14 protein-coding genes and 1 pseudogene are annotated in these 16,170 nt (G+C 67.7%); 10 read left to right on the forward strand and 5 right to left on the reverse strand.

Features of this window, described 5'->3' with window-relative positions:
• From glyA to LJF27_RS14835, 8 genes and pseudogenes are all read left to right on the forward strand, one after another.
• Nucleotides 1-623: pseudogene (glyA, locus tag LJF27_RS14800) on the forward strand (serine hydroxymethyltransferase); the annotation flags it as partial.
• A gap of 86 nt (nt 624-709) precedes the next feature.
• A complete protein-coding gene (locus LJF27_RS14805; protein WP_003096779.1) occupies nt 710-1,960 on the forward strand; it encodes a sarcosine oxidase subunit beta in 1,251 nt (416 codons plus the stop codon).
• Nucleotides 1,961-2,053: 93 nt separating this feature from the next.
• On the forward strand, nt 2,054-2,374 hold the full coding sequence (locus LJF27_RS14810) for a sarcosine oxidase subunit delta (RefSeq protein WP_003096781.1): 321 nt from the start codon (nt 2,054-2,056) through the stop codon (nt 2,372-2,374).
• Nucleotides 2,371-5,388 carry a sarcosine oxidase subunit alpha gene (locus tag LJF27_RS14815; protein ID WP_023116839.1) on the forward strand — a complete coding sequence of 1,006 codons (3,018 nt, stop codon included), beginning with the start codon at nt 2,371-2,373 and terminating at the stop codon, nt 5,386-5,388. The genes LJF27_RS14810 and LJF27_RS14815 overlap by 4 nt, the downstream gene beginning before the upstream one ends.
• Nucleotides 5,389-5,481: 93 nt before the next feature.
• Nucleotides 5,482-6,117 carry a sarcosine oxidase subunit gamma family protein gene (soxG, locus tag LJF27_RS14820; RefSeq protein ID WP_003096784.1) on the forward strand — a complete coding sequence of 212 codons (636 nt, stop codon included), beginning with the start codon at nt 5,482-5,484 and terminating at the stop codon, nt 6,115-6,117.
• A gap of 49 nt (nt 6,118-6,166) precedes the next feature.
• A complete protein-coding gene (locus tag LJF27_RS14825; RefSeq protein ID WP_003096786.1) occupies nt 6,167-7,024 on the forward strand; it encodes a formyltetrahydrofolate deformylase in 858 nt (285 codons plus the stop codon).
• Between the two features lie 206 nt (nt 7,025-7,230).
• Nucleotides 7,231-8,430 carry a formaldehyde dehydrogenase, glutathione-independent gene (gene fdhA, locus LJF27_RS14830; protein WP_003096788.1) on the forward strand — a complete coding sequence of 400 codons (1,200 nt, stop codon included), beginning with the start codon at nt 7,231-7,233 and terminating at the stop codon, nt 8,428-8,430.
• Nucleotides 8,431-8,513: 83 nt separating this feature from the next.
• On the forward strand, nt 8,514-9,470 hold the full coding sequence (locus tag LJF27_RS14835; RefSeq protein WP_229601853.1) for a D-hexose-6-phosphate mutarotase: 957 nt from the start codon (nt 8,514-8,516) through the stop codon (nt 9,468-9,470).
• Nucleotides 9,471-9,535: 65 nt separating this feature from the next.
• On the opposite strand, the gene LJF27_RS14840 is transcribed toward LJF27_RS14835, so the two are convergent.
• The 4 genes from LJF27_RS14840 to purE form a co-directional block, all read right to left on the reverse strand.
• Nucleotides 9,536-10,084, reverse strand: a complete 549-nt coding sequence (locus LJF27_RS14840; RefSeq protein ID WP_003117625.1) for a DUF3299 domain-containing protein — start codon at nt 10,082-10,084, stop codon at nt 9,536-9,538.
• 61 nt (nt 10,085-10,145) lie between these two features.
• Nucleotides 10,146-10,391 (reverse strand): GlsB/YeaQ/YmgE family stress response membrane protein, encoded by a 246-nt coding sequence (locus tag LJF27_RS14845; RefSeq protein ID WP_003096795.1) that lies wholly within the window; start codon nt 10,389-10,391, stop codon nt 10,146-10,148.
• A 114-nt stretch (nt 10,392-10,505) separates the two neighbouring features.
• Nucleotides 10,506-11,588 carry a 5-(carboxyamino)imidazole ribonucleotide synthase gene (locus LJF27_RS14850; RefSeq protein WP_003117624.1) on the reverse strand — a complete coding sequence of 361 codons (1,083 nt, stop codon included), beginning with the start codon at nt 11,586-11,588 and terminating at the stop codon, nt 10,506-10,508.
• 30 nt (nt 11,589-11,618) lie between these two features.
• A complete protein-coding gene (gene purE / locus LJF27_RS14855; RefSeq protein WP_003106314.1) occupies nt 11,619-12,110 on the reverse strand; it encodes a 5-(carboxyamino)imidazole ribonucleotide mutase in 492 nt (163 codons plus the stop codon).
• Between the two features lie 347 nt (nt 12,111-12,457).
• Between purE and adhP the strand changes: the two genes are divergently transcribed.
• Entirely contained in the window at nt 12,458-13,486 is a 1,029-nt protein-coding gene (gene adhP, locus LJF27_RS14860; protein WP_003096816.1) for an alcohol dehydrogenase AdhP, read from the forward strand.
• Nucleotides 13,487-13,522: 36 nt separating this feature from the next.
• Here the strand turns inward: adhP and LJF27_RS14865 are convergent, their stop codons facing one another.
• Nucleotides 13,523-14,431, reverse strand: coding sequence for a LysR substrate-binding domain-containing protein (locus LJF27_RS14865; protein WP_003096819.1), 909 nt, complete (start codon nt 14,429-14,431; stop codon nt 13,523-13,525).
• A 175-nt stretch (nt 14,432-14,606) separates the two neighbouring features.
• On the opposite strand from LJF27_RS14865, the gene aspA reads away from it, so the two are divergent.
• Complete coding sequence (gene aspA / locus LJF27_RS14870; RefSeq protein WP_003096822.1) at nt 14,607-16,031, forward strand: aspartate ammonia-lyase; 1,425 nt, start codon at nt 14,607-14,609, stop codon at nt 16,029-16,031.
• Nucleotides 16,032-16,170: the final 139 nt, after the last annotated feature.

Raw genomic sequence — 16,170 nt, forward strand, 5'->3', positions numbered from 1 at the left:
CCGGCCTCTACCCGAACCCGATCCCCTTCGCCGACGTGGTCACCACCACCACCCACAAGACCCTGCGCGGCCCGCGCGGCGGCCTGATCCTGGCGCGCGCCAACGAGGAGATCGAGAAGAAGCTCAATTCCGCGGTATTCCCCGGCGCCCAGGGCGGCCCGCTGATGCACGTGATCGCGGCCAAGGCGGTGTGCTTCAAGGAAGCGCTGGAGCCGGGCTTCAAGGACTACCAGGCGCAGGTGATCCGCAACGCCAAGGCGATGGCCGAGGTGTTCATCGGGCGCGGCTACGACGTGGTTTCCGGTGGCACCGACAACCACCTGATGCTGATCAGCCTGGTGCGCCAGGGCCTGACCGGCAAGGAAGCCGACGCCGCCCTCGGCCGGGTCGGCATCACGGTGAACAAGAACGCCGTGCCGAACGATCCGCAGAGCCCGTTCGTCACCTCCGGCATCCGCATCGGCACCCCGGCCATCACCACCCGCGGGCTGCAGGAAGCGCAGAGCCGCGAACTGGCTGGCTGGATCTGCGACATCCTCGACCACCTCGGCGATGCCGACGTGGAGGCCAAGGTCGCCACCCAGGTCGCCGGTCTCTGCGCGGACTTCCCGGTCTATCGCTGAGCCCCCCCGAAGACGGTCGGGGAGCCCGACGCGCCCCGGCCCAACCCTCTCCGCGGGAGAGGGAGCAACAGTTCAGGAGCATCCACATGCAACGCTACTCCGGCTTCGGCCTGTTAAAGCATTCACTGAGCCATCACGAGAACTGGCAACGCATGTGGCGCACGCCCACGCCGAAGCCGGTCTACGACGTGGTCATCGTCGGCGGCGGCGGGCACGGCCTGGCCACCGCCTACTACCTGGCCAAGGAACACGGCATCAGCAACGTGGCGGTAGTCGAGAAAGGTTGGCTGGGCGGCGGCAACACCGCGCGCAACACCACCATCGTGCGCTCCAACTACCTGTGGGACGAGTCCGCGCTGCTCTACGAACACGCGATGAAGCTGTGGGAGGGCCTGTCCCAGGACCTCAACTACAACGTGATGTTCTCCCAGCGCGGGGTCTACAACCTCTGCCACACCCTCCAGGACATGCGCGACGGCGAGCGCCGGGTCAGCGCCAACCGCCTCAACGGCGTCGACGGCGAATTGTTGAACGCGCAGCAGGTGGCGGAGGAGATTCCCTACCTGGACTGCAGCAAGAACACCCGCTACCCGATCATGGGCGCGACCATCCAGCGTCGCGGCGGCGTCGCCCGCCATGACGCGGTGGCCTGGGGCTTCGCCCGCGCCGCCGATGCCCTCGGCGTGGACCTGATCCAGCAGACCGAAGTCACTGGCTTCCGCAAGCAGGACGGCGCGGTGATCGGCGTCGAGACCAACCGCGGCTTCATCGGCGCGCGCCGTGTCGGCGTGGTCACCGCCGGCAACTCCGGGCACATGGCCAGGCTCGCCGGCTTCCGCCTGCCGCTGGAGTCGCACCCGTTGCAGGCGCTGGTCTCCGAGCCGCTGAAGCCGATCATCGACAGCGTGATCATGTCCAACGCCGTGCATGGCTACATCAGCCAGTCGGACAAAGGCGACCTGGTCATCGGCGCCGGCATCGACGGCTACAACGGCTACGGCCAGCGCGGCTCTTACCCGGTGATCGAGCACACCCTGCAAGCCATCGTCGAGATGTTCCCGGTGCTCTCGCGGGTACGCATGAACCGCCAGTGGGGCGGCATCGTCGACACCACCCCGGACGCCTGCCCGATCATCGGCAAGACTCCGGTGCAGAACCTGTTCTTCAACTGCGGCTGGGGCACCGGCGGCTTCAAGGCCACTCCCGGCTCCGGAAACGTCTTCGCCGCCACCCTGGCCAAGGGCGAACCGCATCCGCTGGCCGCGCCCTTCTCCATCGAACGCTTCCACAGCGGTGCGCTGATCGACGAGCACGGCGCGGCGGCAGTGGCGCACTGACAAAAGCCGCCCGAAGGGCGAAATCCGCTGCCCCTCGCCCTTCAGGGAGAGGGTGCCGGTCAACCGGCAAGAACAGTTTCCGGAGGCTACAAAATGCTGAATATCTTCTGCCCCCACTGCGGCGAACTGCGTTCCGAAGAGGAATTCCACGCCAAGGGTCAGGCCCACATCCCGCGCCCGCTCGACCCGAACGCCTGCAGCGACGAGGAATGGGGCGACTACATGTTCTTCCGCGACAACCCGCGCGGCCTCCATCACGAGCTGTGGGTGCACGCCGCCGGCTGCCGCAAGTACTTCAACGTCACCCGCCATACGGTGACCTACGAGATCCTCGAGACCTACCTGATCGGCGAGCAGCCCAGCGTCGTCGCCGACGGTGAGAAGAAACCCGCCGTACAAGGGGAACCGGCATGAGCCAGATCAATCGCCTGTCCAGCGGCGGCCGCATCGACCGCAACCGCCCGCTGACCTTCAGCTTCAACGGCCAGCACTACCAGGGCTATGCCGGCGACACCCTGGCCGCCGCGCTGCTGGCCAACGGCGTCGACATCGTCGGCCGCAGCTTCAAGTACTCGCGGGCGCGCGGCATCGTCGCCGCCGGCGCCGAGGAGCCCAACGCGATCCTGCAGATCGGCTCCCGCGAAGCCACCCACATCCCCAACGTACGCGCCACCCAGCAGGCCCTCTACGGCGGCCTGGTGGCCACCAGTACCAACGGCTGGCCGAACGTGCAGAACGACCTGATGGGAATCTTCGGCAAGGTCGGCGGCAAGCTGATGCCGCCTGGTTTCTACTACAAGACCTTCATGTACCCGCAGTCGATGTGGATGACCTACGAGAAGTACATCCGCAAGGCCGCCGGCCTGGGCCGCGCGCCGACCGAGGTCGATCCGGACAGCTACGACTGGATGAACCACCACTGCGACGTGCTGGTGGTCGGCGGCGGCCCGGCCGGCCTGGCCGCCGCCCTCGCCGCCGCTCGCAGCGGCGCGCGGGTGATTCTCGCCGACGAGCAGGAAGAGTTCGGCGGCAGCCTGCTGGACACCCGCGAGACCCTCGACGGCAAGCCCGCCGCCGAGTGGGTCGCGGACGCCGTGGCCGAGCTGCAAGGCCTGCCGGAAGTCATCCTGCTACCGCGCTCCACGGTCAACGGCTACCACGACCACAACTTCCTCACCATCCACGAGCGGCGCACCGACCACCTCGGCGAGGTCGCCCCGCTCGGCCAGGTCCGCCAGCGCGTGCACCGCGTACGCGCCAAGCGCGTGGTACTGGCCGCCGGCGCCCATGAGCGGCCGCTGGTCTACGGCAACAACGACCTGCCCGGCAACATGCTCGCCGGCGCGGTTTCCACCTATGTACGGCGCTACGGCGTGGCACCGGGCAAGAAACTGGTGCTGGCCACCAACAACGACTACGCCTACCGCGTCGCCCTCGACTGGCAGGAAGCCGGCCTGCAAGTGGTGGCCATCGCCGACGCCCGGGCCAATCCGCGCGGCGAGTGGATCGAGGAAGCACGCCAACGCGGTATGCGGGTGATCACTGGCAGTTCGGTGATCGAGGCTCGCGGCGGCAAGCGGGTCAGCGGCGCCAAGGTCGCCCGGATCGACCTGCAGGCCATGCGCGCCAGCGGCGGCGAATGGCTGGACTGCGACCTGATCGCCAGCTCCGGCGGCTACAGCCCGGTCGTGCACCTGGCCTCGCACCTGGGCGGCAAGCCGGAATGGCGCGAGGAAATCCTCGCCTTCGTCCCCGGCGAAGGCCTGCAGAAGCGCATCTGCGCCGGCGCCGTGAACGGCGTGTTCGGGCTCGCCGAGGTGCTCGCCGACGGCTACCAGGCCGGGAGTCGCGCCGCCCTCGACGCCGGCTACAAGACCACCGCCGGCAGCCTGCCGAAGGTCCAGCCGCGCCGCGAGGAAGCGTCCGTCGCGCTGTTCCAGGTGCCCCACGAGAAGCCCACGGCACGCGCACCGAAGCAGTTCGTCGATCCGCAGAACGACGTCACCGCCGCCGCCATCGAACTGGCCTGCCGCGAGGGCTTCGAGTCCATCGAGCACGTCAAGCGCTACACCGCGCTGGGCTTCGGCACCGACCAGGGCAAGCTGGGCAACATCAACGGCCTGGCGATCGCCGCGCGGGCCCAGGGCAAGAGCATCGCCGACACCGGCACCACCATGTTCCGTCCGAACTACACCCCGGTGACCTTCGGCGCCGTCGCCGGCCGCCACTGCGGGCACCTGTTCGAACCGGTGCGCTTCACCGCCCTGCACGCCTGGCACGTGAAGAACGGCGCCGAGTTCGAAGACGTCGGCCAGTGGAAGCGGCCGTGGTACTTCCCGCGCCGCGGCGAGGACATGCACGCCGCCGTGGCCCGCGAATGCCGCGCGGTGCGCGAGGCGGTCGGCCTGCTCGACGCCTCGACCCTGGGCAAGATCGACATCCAGGGCCCGGACGCGCGGGAGTTCCTCAACCGGGTCTACACCAACGCCTGGACCAAGCTCGACGTCGGCAAGGCGCGCTACGGCCTGATGTGCAAGGAAGACGGGATGGTCTTCGACGACGGCGTGACCGCCTGCCTGGCCGACAACCACTTCGTCATGACCACCACCACCGGCGGCGCCGCCCGCGTACTGGAGTGGCTGGAGCTGTACCACCAGACCGAATGGCCGGAGCTGAAGGTGTACTTCACCTCGGTCACCGACCACTACGCGACCCTCACCCTGTCCGGCCCGAACAGCCGCAAGCTGCTCGCCGAAGTCACCGACATCGACCTGGACAAGGATGCCTTCCCCTTCATGACCTGGAAGGAAGGCAAGGTCGCCGGGGTGCCGGCGCGGGTGTTCCGCATCTCCTTCACCGGCGAGCTGAGCTACGAGGTGAACGTCCAGGCCGACTACGCCATGGGCGTGCTCGAAGCGCTCGCCGAGCACGGCGCGAAGTACGGCCTGACGCCCTACGGCACCGAGACCATGCACGTCCTGCGCGCCGAGAAGGGCTTCATCATCGTCGGCCAGGACACCGATGCCTCGGTCACCCCGGACGATCTCAACATGGGCTGGGCGGTGGGCCGCAGCAAGCCGTTCTCCTGGATCGGCTGGCGCGGCATGAACCGCGCCGACTGCCTGCGCGAGGATCGCAAGCAACTGGTCGGACTCAGGCCGAGCAACCCGCAGGAGGTACTGCCCGAAGGCGCGCAACTGGTGTTCGACACCCAGCAGGCGATCCCGATGAAGATGGTCGGCCACGTCACCTCCAGCTACATGAGCGCCAGCCTCGGCCACGGCTTCGCCCTGGCGGTGGTGAAAGGCGGCCTCAAGCGCATGGGCCAGAAGGTCTACGCGCCGCTGGCGGACGGCCGCTTCATCGAGGCGGAGATCTGCTCCTCGGTGTTCTACGACCCCAAAGGGGAGCGGCAGAACGTGGATTGACCGGAGAGGGATGCGCTCCTCTCCCCGGCCCTCTTCCCGAAGGGAGAAGGCAGACAGGCTACCAGGGCGCGCGGCGCCCCAAGGTGAAAACGAATGAGCAAGGCAAACGTCTACCAGCAACGCCCCGAACCCGGCGTCCACGCCGAATCGCCGCTGCACCATGCCGAGCTGCACAAGCTCGCCGGCAAGACCGCCGCGAAGGCCGGTATCGTCCTGCGCGAGAAGAAGCTGCTCGGCCACCTGGTGCTGCGCGGCGATGCCGCCGACCCGGCCTTCGCCGCCGCCGTGCACCAGGCCCTCGGCCTGGAACTGCCGGTGGCCCTGACCCTGGTCGCCAGCGGCGAGACCTCGCTGCAATGGCTGGCCCCGGACGAATGGTTGCTGATCGTCCCCGGCGGCGAGGAATACGCCGTCGAACAGCGCCTGCGCCAGGCCCTGGGCGAGGAGCTGCACTACGCGGTGGTCAACGTCAGCGGCGGGCAGACGCTGCTCGAACTGAGCGGAGCGAACGTCCGCGAACTGCTGATGAAATCCACCAGCTACGACGTGCATCCGAGCAACTTCCCGGTGGGCAAGGCGGTCGGCAGCATCTTCGCCAAGTCGCAATGCGTGATCCGCCATACCGGCGAGGACACCTGGGAGCTGGTCGTGCGCCGCAGCTTCGCCGACTACTTCTGGCTCTGGTTGCAGGACGCCAGCGCCGAATACGGCCTGCAGGTAGCGGCATGAGCAGCCTTCCCCTCTCCCCGAGAGGGGATACCGGACCCGGAGCCTCGCGATGAGCCGTACCCCCGACACCTGGATCCTCACCGCCGACAGTCCCAGCCTGCTGGGCACCGTCGACGTGGTGACGCGCTACCTCTTCGAGCAGCGCTGCTACGTCACCGAGCACCACTCGTTCGACGACCGCCTGGCGCAACGCTTCTTCATCCGCGTGGAGTTCCGCGCCGGCGACGGCTTCGACGAAGCCTCCTTCCGCGCCGGACTGGCCGAACGGGTGGCACCGTTCGGCATGCGTACCGAGCTGACCGCGCCGGGCTACCGCAGCCAGGTGGCGATCATGGTTTCCAAGGCCGACCACTGCCTGAACGACCTGCTCTACCGCCAGCGCATCGGCCAGTTGCCGATGGACGTGGTGGCGGTGATTTCCAATCACCCGGACCTGGAGCCGCTGGCGCGCTGGCACGGCATTCCCTACCACCACTTCCCGCTCGACCCGAACGACAAGCCGGCCCAGGAAGCCAGGGTCTGGCAGGTGCTCGAAGAGAGTGGCGCCGAGCTGGTGATCCTCGCTCGCTACATGCAGGTGCTGTCGCCGGAACTGTGCCGGCGCCTGGACGGCTGGGCGATCAACATCCATCACTCCCTGCTGCCCGGCTTCAAGGGCGCCAAGCCGTACCACCAGGCCTACCAGAAGGGCGTGAAGCTGGTCGGCGCCACCGCCCACTACATCAACAACGACCTCGACGAAGGGCCGATCATCGCCCAGGGCGTCGAGACGGTCGACCACGCCCACTACCCCGAGGACCTAATCGCCAAGGGCCGCGACATCGAGTGCCTGACCCTGGCGCGGGCGGTGGGCTACCACATCGAGCGGAGGGTATTCCTCAACGCCAATCGGACCGTGGTGCTGTAAGCGCGCCCTCTCTTCCCAACCCTCGCTGAAGGAAGAGGGCCAGGGAGAGGGGCGCTTCCCACGGCCTCGCGTCCCGAGCAACACCGACAGCCCGCCGGCTGCCAGCATTCTCCGGCCCTGTCGCGCAACAGACGACTTTCCAGTGCAAAGCCGCGCGGCCGTGGACGCCGCGCATTTGTACCCACAACGACAAAGAGGAAACGCGTATGTCTGGCAATCGTGGTGTGGTCTATCTCGGCCCGGGCAAGGTCGAGGTGCAGAACATTCCCTATCCGAAGATGCAGGACCCGCAGGGCCGGCAGATCGACCACGGGGTGATCCTGCGGGTGGTCTCCACCAACATCTGCGGCTCCGACCAGCACATGGTGCGCGGCCGTACCACCGCGCCGGAAGGCCTGGTGCTGGGCCACGAGATCACCGGCGAGGTGGTGGAGATCGGGCGTGGCGTGGAAACCATGAAGATCGGCGACCTGGTCTCGGTACCGTTCAACGTCGCCTGCGGCCACTGCCGTACCTGCAAGGAACAGCACACCGGCGTCTGCCTGACGGTCAATCCGGCGCGTGCCGGCGGCGCCTACGGCTACGTCGACATGGGTGGCTGGGTCGGCGGCCAGGCCGAATACGTGCTGGTGCCCTACGCCGACTTCAACCTGCTGAAACTGCCCAACCGCGAAGCGGCGATGGAGAAGATCCGCGACCTGACCTGCCTTTCGGACATCCTCCCCACCGGATACCACGGCGCGGTCACCGCCGGCGTCGGCCCGGGCAGCACGGTCTACATCGCCGGCGCCGGTCCGGTCGGCCTGGCCGCGGCGGCCTCGGCACGCCTGCTCGGCGCGGCGGTGGTGATCGTCGGCGACGTCAACCCGACCCGCCTGGCCCACGCCAAGAAACAGGGCTTCGAGATCGCCGACCTGTCCAAGGACACCCCGCTGCACGAACAGATCGCCGCTCTACTGGGCGAGCCGGAGGTCGACTGCGCGGTCGATGCGGTCGGTTTCGAGGCGCGCGGCCACGGCCATTCGGGCTCGCAGCAGGAAGCCCCGGCCACCGTGCTCAACTCGCTGATGGGCATCACCCGGGTCGCCGGCAAGATCGGCATCCCCGGCCTGTACGTCACCGAAGACCCGGGCGCGGTGGACGCGGCCGCCAAGCACGGCGCCCTGAGCATCCGCTTCGGCCTGGGCTGGGCCAAGTCGCACAGCTTCCATACCGGCCAGACCCCGGTGATGAAGTACAACCGCCAGCTGATGCAGGCGATCATGTGGGACCGGATCAAGATCGCCGACATCGTCGGGGTGGAAGTCATCACCCTCGACGATGCGCCGAAAGGCTACGGCGAGTTTGACGCCGGGGTGCCGAAGAAATTCGTCATCGACCCGCACAACCTGTTCCGCGCGGCCTGAACCACCGGCAACAACCGACGCGGCCTACGGGCCGCGTCTTCGTTGGCGCTATCCGGGGGAACTGCCGGCGATAAAATGGATCGGTGATACTGCTGCCATCCATTCGCCTCCCGGAGACCGCCATGAACACCGATAGCCCGATCAACCGCGTCGAACAGGTACAGGTCGACGACCTGGCCTGCTGGCGCATCCACACCGCCCATGGCGAGGCGCTGATCGCCCAGCAGGGCGCGCAACTGCTCAGCTACCAGCCCCACGAACAGCCGCCGCTGGTCTGGCTCAGCGACGAGGCCGGCTACCGGCGCGGGCAGTCGGTACGCGGCGGGGTGCCGGTGTGCTGGCCGTGGTTCGGTCCGCTGGAGCGCAACCCGCAGGAAGTCCGCGGCCAGGTGGAAGATGGCCTGAAGGCGCCCGCCCACGGGCTGGTCCGGGCGGTCGACTGGGAAATCGACGACATCGCCGAGGAGGACGGCGACCTCTGCGTCAGCTTCCGTCTCGACGCCCCCGATGGCCTCCCCGGCTGGCCGCACCCGGCGGCGCTGCGCATGCTGTTCCGCTTCGGCGAGCGCCTGACCCTGCGACTCACCAGCGAGAACCTCGGCAGCAAGCCGCTGGTGCTCAGCCAGGCACTGCACACCTACTTCGCGGTCAGCGACAGCCGCGAGATCGCCATCGAGGGCCTGGAAGGCGCGCGCTACATCGAGACCCTGGAGAACTGGGAAGAACGCACTCAGCACGGCGCGGTACGGGTCAAGGGCGAACTGGATCGCATCTACCTCGGTCTCGAACGCGACCTGCTGATCAAGGACCCGCGCTGGGAACGCAGCATCCACCTGCACGCCCTCGACTCGCGCTCGGCGGTGGTCTGGAACCCCTGGGTGGACAAGTCCCGGCGTCTCTCGCAGTTCGCCGACGACGCCTGGCAGCAGATGCTCTGCATCGAGACCGGGCGGGTCTGGAACGACCTCATGGTGGTCGCCCCCGGGCGCAACGAAAGCTTTGGCGTGCAGATCTGGAGCGAGCCGCTGAAACGACCCTGAGCGGGTCGGCGAGCGGACGGCGCGGCTCGCATCGTCCGCCATGGACCGTTGCGCAGGTGCCGGCCCTACAGGTCCGCTTCCTCCACCACCTTCACCCGCGCCTTGTCGATGGCGTAGGCGGCATCGGCCAGGTCATTGCTCACCTGCTCGATCTTCAGCGTGCCGCTGACCCACAGCGGGGTGTAGATATCGGTCAGCTTCAGCCCCTGTGGATAACGCACCAGGACGATCTGGTTCGGCGGCGGCGGCGGCACGTGGATGCAGGCGCCCGGATAGGGCACCAGGAAGAATTCGGTGACGCGGCCCTTGGCGTCGTTCTCCAGCGGCACCGGGTAGCCGCCGAGGCGGATCGCCTTGCCATCCAGGCTGGCGACGGTCTTGGCCGAATACATCACCGCCGGCATCTTTCGGTCCGACTGCTTCAGGCCCCCCTTGCTGGTGAAGGTGCCGGCGGCCTCCGGGGTGTCGTGGATGATGTCGGGCATTTCTTCCAGCGCCTTGCGGTCGGCCGGCGGCATCAGTTCCAGCCAGTCGGTCTCGGGCAGTTCGGCGTGGGCCAGGGGTGAGGACAACAGGGCGAGCAGCAACAGGCGGGCGAACGGGAAGCGGCGCATGATGGCGGGAATACCGGCGAAGTGAGGAAACGCCGGCCCCCGCGGGGGCCGGCCAGAGCCATCAATTCTTCTTGATCAGGCCGTAAATGACCAGCAGTACGACGGCGCCGACCACCGCGCCGATGAAACCGGCCGCCTGACCGGCCTGGTAGAAGCCGATCGCCTGGCCGCCGTAGGTGGCCAGCAGCGAACCGCCGATGCCGAGCAGGATGGTCATGATCCAGCCCATGCTGTCGTCACCTGGCTTCAGAAAGCGTGCAACGAGACCAACGATCAGTCCGACGATGATGGTTCCGATTAATCCCATGACAGTCCCTCCTTACGGGTGTATGCGCATGTATTGCGCCTGCCATGGGACAGTGTAGAAAAGCCTTGGGTTCAGTGCCGCCCGCCAACCCAAGGATGGGCGGACGGCAATCGCTCACGCCTCGATCAGCGCCTCGACCTCGGCGATGCGCGCCTGCAGCGTCGCCCGGTCGGCACAGCGCAGGGTGGCATGGCCAACCTTGCGGCCGTTCTTGAAGGCCTTGCCGTAGTGATGCAGGTGGCAGTCGGCGACGGCGACCACCTGAGCCACCGGGGGCACCGCGCCGATGAAATTGAGCATCGCGCTCTCGCCGACCTTGGCGGTCGAGCCCAGCGGCAGGCCGGCGACGGCGCGCAGGTGGTTCTCGAACTGGCTGCACTCGGCGCCTTCGATGGTCCAGTGCCCGGAGTTGTGCACGCGCGGGGCGATCTCGTTGGCCTTCAGGCCGCCGTCCACCTCGAAGAACTCGAAGGCCAGCACGCCGACGTAGTCGAGCCGGGCCAGCACACGGCCGACGTAGTCCTCGGCCAGCGCCTGCAACGGATGCGCGCTGCTGGCCACGGAGAGCTTGAGGATGCCGCTGTCGTGGGTGTTGTGCACCAGCGGGTAGAAACGCGTCTCCCCATCGCGAGCGCGCACCGCCACCAGCGAGACTTCCCCGGTGAACGGCACGAAGCCCTCGAGGATGCACGGCACGCTGCCCAGTTCGGCGAACGCGCCCTGCACGTCGGCCGGCTGGCGCAGGACCTTCTGGCCCTTGCCGTCGTAGCCCAGGGTGCGGGTCTTGAGCACCGCCGGCAGGCCGATGGCGGCTGCGGCGGCATCGAGGTCGGCCTGGGACTGGACGTCGGCGAAGTCCGGAGTGGGAATGCCGAGGTCCTTGAACATCGACTTCTCGAACCAGCGGTCGCGGGCGATGCGCAGCGACTCGGCGTTCGGGTAGACCGGCACGAACTGGGAGAGGAAGGCCACGGTTTCCGCCGGCACGCTCTCGAACTCGAAGGTCACCAGGTCGACCTCGTCGGCCAGTTGCCGCAGGTGCTCCTGGTCGCCGTAGTCGGCGCGGATGTGCTCGCCCAGAGAGGCCGCGCAGGCGTCCGGCGCCGGGTCGAGGAAAGCGAAGTTCATGCCCAGCGGGGTTCCCGCCAGGGCCAGCATGCGGCCCAGCTGGCCGCCACCGATGACACCGATTTTCATGGTTCGAGCCTTACCTTCTCAGAGCCTGTCTCACGCATCGCGCGGGTCGGGATTGTCCAGCACGGTTTCGGTCTGGTTGGCGCGGAACTGCTTCAGCGCCTCGTGGTACTGCGGGTGCTTGGCGCCGAGGATGCTCGCCGAGAGCAGCGCCGCGTTGACCGCGCCGGCCTTGCCGATGGCCAGGGTGGCGACCGGTACGCCGGCGGGCATCTGCACGATGGAGAGCAGCGAGTCGACACCCGACAGCATCGACGACTGTACCGGCACGCCGAGTACCGGCAGGTGGGTCTTGGCCGCGCACATGCCCGGCAGGTGGGCGGCGCCGCCAGCGCCGGCGATGATCACTTCGAGGCCGCGGCCTTCGGCTTCCTCGGCGTACTGGAAGAGCAGGTCCGGGGTGCGGTGGGCGGAAACCACCTTCACTTCGTAGGGGATGCCCAGCTTGTCCAGCATGTCCGCGGTGTGACTGAGGGTGCTCCAGTCCGATTTGGAACCCATGATCACGCCAACCAGTGCGCTCATCGTCGTGCCTCTCTCAAATGCGCCGTCCGGCGCGTCAGAAACCAACAAGCCACGCTTCGTCGAGGGGCGTGGCTTGTACTGGGCCGAGCCGGCGGGCAGTGCCGGTTCGAAGGCGGCGCAGTATACCGCAAAGGCAGGCCGGGCGCGCGCCGGGGGCTACCGTCCGTCCCGTTTTTTCGCGCCATGGCGGGAAACTTGCCGCAACTCAATGCGCGCCTGCCACGAGCGGCCAGACTGGTTGTCGCGGCGCGCTCCGAGGGAGCGGCGGCCGCGCCGGTTCCGCAGCCTGTCGCGGTGCCCGTCAAAGGCGCCGCGACAGGCGCTCAGCCCCGTCCAAGGAGATGACCATGACCCTGCCACAGACCATGAAAGCCGCGGTCGTGCACGCCTACGGCGCGCCGCTGCGGATCGAGGAAGTCAAGGTTCCGCTGCCCGGCCCCGGGCAGGTACTGGTGAAGATCGAAGCCTCCGGCGTCTGCCACACCGACCTGCACGCCGCCGAGGGCGACTGGCCGGTGAAGCCGCCGTTGCCGTTCATTCCCGGTCACGAAGGCGTCGGCTACGTCGCCGCGGTGGGCAGCGGAGTGACCCGGGTGAAGGAAGGCGACCGGGTCGGCATCCCCTGGCTGTACACCGCCTGCGGCTGCTGCGAGCACTGCCTGACCGGCTGGGAGACCCTCTGCGAGAGCCAGCAGAACACCGGCTACTCGGTGAACGGCGGCTATGCCGAATACGTATTGGCCGACCCGAACTACGTCGGAATTCTGCCGAAAAACGTCGAATTCGCTGAAATCGCGCCGATCCTCTGCGCCGGCGTCACCGTCTACAAGGGGCTCAAGCAGACCAACGCGCGCCCCGGCCAGTGGGTGGCGATCTCCGGCATCGGTGGCCTCGGCCACGTCGCCGTGCAGTACGCCAGGGCCATGGGCCTGCACGTCGCCGCCATCGACATCGACGACGCCAAGCTGGAACTGGCGCGCAAGCTCGGTGCCAGCCTGACGGTCAACGCCCGGCAGGAAGACCCGGTGGAGGTGCTCCAGCGCGACATCGGCGGCGCCCACGGGGTGCTGGTCACCGCGGTATCCAACAGCGCCTTCGGCCAGGCCATCGGCATGGCGCGCCGCGGCGGCACCATCGCCCTGGTCGGCCTGCCGCCGGGTGACTTCCCGACGCCGATCTTCGACGTGGTGCTCAAGGGCCTGCACATCGCCGGCTCCATCGTCGGCACCCGCGCGGACCTTCAGGAAGCCCTCGACTTTGCCGGCGAAGGCCTGGTCAAGGCGACCATCCATCCGGGCAAGCTGGACGACATCAACCAGATCCTCGACCAGATGCGCGCCGGGCAGATCGAGGGGCGCATCGTCCTCGAGATGTGACCTGCGGGGCGGCGTCCCGGCGCCGCCCTTGCCTGTCTACTCGACGCTGCCCAGCCCGCCTTCCAGCTTGCGCCAGAGCAGGCGGATCGCCGCCTTGCGTACCAGCGCGCAGCGGTACAGGCGGATTTCCTGCGGCACGAACCATTGCGGCCCGCCACAGATCGCCAGCTCACCGCGCTCCAGTTCGTTGACCACGCTCAGCCGTGGCACCCAGGCCACGCCCATGCCTTGCAGCGCCATGCTCTTCAGGCTGTCGGCCATCGCCGTCTCGTAGACCGTGGTGTAGCGCAGGTTGCGCTGGCGCAGCAGCAGGTTGACCCCGCGGCCGAGGAAGGCGCTGGCGCTGTAGGCGAGCAGCGGCACGCTCTGGCCGTTCTCCAGGTCGAACAGCGGCTGGCCCTCGGCGTTCACCGCGCAAACCGGCAGCATCTCGGTGCGCCCCAGGTGCAGCGAGGGGAAGATCTCCGGGTCCATCTGCAACGCGGCGTCAGGGTCGTAGAACGCCAGCATCAGGTCGCAGCTACCCTCGCGCAGGGAATGCACCGCCTCGCCGACGTTGGTGGCGATCAGCCGGCTGGCGATGTTCAGCCCCTCGTTGCGCAGCCGCGCGATCCACTGCGGGAAGAAGCCCAGCGCCAGCGAGTGGGCGGCGGCGAACTGCAGCACCTCGCCCTGCCCGCCTTCCAGGTGGTGCAGGTGGCGCACCACCTGGCCGAGCTGCTCGACCACGCTGCGCGCGGTGACCAGGAACAGCTGCCCGGCCTCGGTCAGTTCCACCGGCGTGCGCTGGCGATTCACCAGGGTCAGGCCGAGGGCGTCCTCCAGGCTGCGAATGCGCCGGCTGAAGGCCGGCTGGGTGACGAAGCGTTTCTCCGCCGCCTGGGAAAAGCTGCGGGTGCCGGCCAGGGCGATGAAATCCTCCAGCCACTTCAGTTCGAGGTTCACGACGGGAAAGGCTCCGGTAATGCGATGACACGTCCGCCATCATACCAGCGTCACATCCAACATTATGCCGTTTGTGCATGAGGCAGCGTTTAACAGCATTGGCCACGAAATCGTCACATCCTTAGTCTAGTGGGCATCGCGGCACTGGCCGTGTCCCTCTGAGACAAATCCCGTCATGTCCCCCGTTGCATCTTCCCGTATCGAGAAAGACCTGCTCGGCACCCTCGAAGTGCCCGCTGACGCCTACTACGGCATCCAGACCCTGCGCGCCGTGAACAACTTCCGCCTCTCCGGGGTGCCGCTGTCGCACTACCCGAAGCTGGTCGTTGCCCTGGCCATGGTCAAGCAGGCCGCCGCCGACGCCAACCGTCAGCTCGGCCATCTCCCGGAAGACAAGCACGCCGCCATCAGCGAGGCCTGCGCCCGCCTGATCCGCGGCGATTTCCACGAGCAGTTCGTGGTGGACATGATCCAGGGCGGCGCCGGCACCTCCACCAACATGAACGCGAACGAAGTGATCGCGAACATCGCGCTGGAAGCCATGGGCCACACCAAGGGTGAGTACAAGTACCTGCACCCGAACAACGATGTGAACATGGCGCAGTCGACCAACGACGCCTACCCGACCGCCATCCGCCTGGGCCTGCTGCTCGGCCACGACACCCTGCTGGCCAGCCTCGACAGCCTGATCCAGGCCTTCGCCGCCAAGGGCGTCGAATTCGCCGGCGTACTGAAGATGGGCCGCACCCAGTTGCAGGACGCCGTGCCGATGACCCTCGGCCAGGAATTCCACGCTTTCGCCACCACCCTCGGCGAAGACCTCGACCGCCTGCGTCGCCTGGCGCCGGAGCTGCTCACCGAAGTGAACCTCGGTGGCACCGCCATCGGCACCGGCATCAACGCCGACCCCGGCTACCAGAAGCTCGCCGTCGAGCGCCTGGCCGCCATCAGCGGGCAGCCGCTGAAGCCGGCCGCCGACCTGATCGAAGCCACCTCCGACATGGGCGCCTTCGTGCTGTTCTCCGGCATGCTCAAGCGCACCGCGGTCAAGCTGTCGAAGATCTGCAACGACCTGCGCCTGCTCTCCAGCGGCCCGCGCACCGGCATCAACGAGATCAACCTGCCGCCGCGCCAGCCGGGCAGTTCGATCATGCCGGGCAAGGTCAACCCGGTGATCCCGGAAGCGGTCAACCAGGTCGCCTTCGAAGTGATCGGCAACGACCTCGCCCTGACCCTGGCGGCCGAAGGCGGCCAGTTGCAACTGAACGTGATGGAGCCGCTGATCGCCTACAAGATCTTCGACTCGATCCGCCTGCTGCAACGCGCCATGGACATGCTCCGCGAGCACTGCATCACCGGCATCACCGCCAACGTCGAGCGCTGCCACGAACTGGTCGAGCACAGCATCGGCCTGGTCACCGCGCTGAACCCGTACATCGGCTACGAGAACTCCACGCGGATCGCCAAGACCGCCCTTGAGAGCGGCCGCGGCGTACTGGAACTGGTACGCGAGGAAAAGCTGCTGGACGAAGCCACCCTGGCCGACATCCTGCTGCCGGAAAACATGATCGCGCCGCGCCTGATTCCACTGCGCGCCTGATCCGATACGAGATCGAGCGCGCCCAGGTCCGGCTATCGACGCAGCCGGGCCGCAGCGCAGCCGATCGAAGAAGGCTCACCGGTAGAGGGGGAGTACTACCCCCTCGACCTTTAGGGATGGATACCCTTCATCCCTTCTT

This window comes from Pseudomonas sp. 203-8, assembly GCF_020708595.1.
Taxonomy (GTDB): Bacteria; Pseudomonadota; Gammaproteobacteria; order Pseudomonadales; family Pseudomonadaceae; genus Pseudomonas; species Pseudomonas aeruginosa.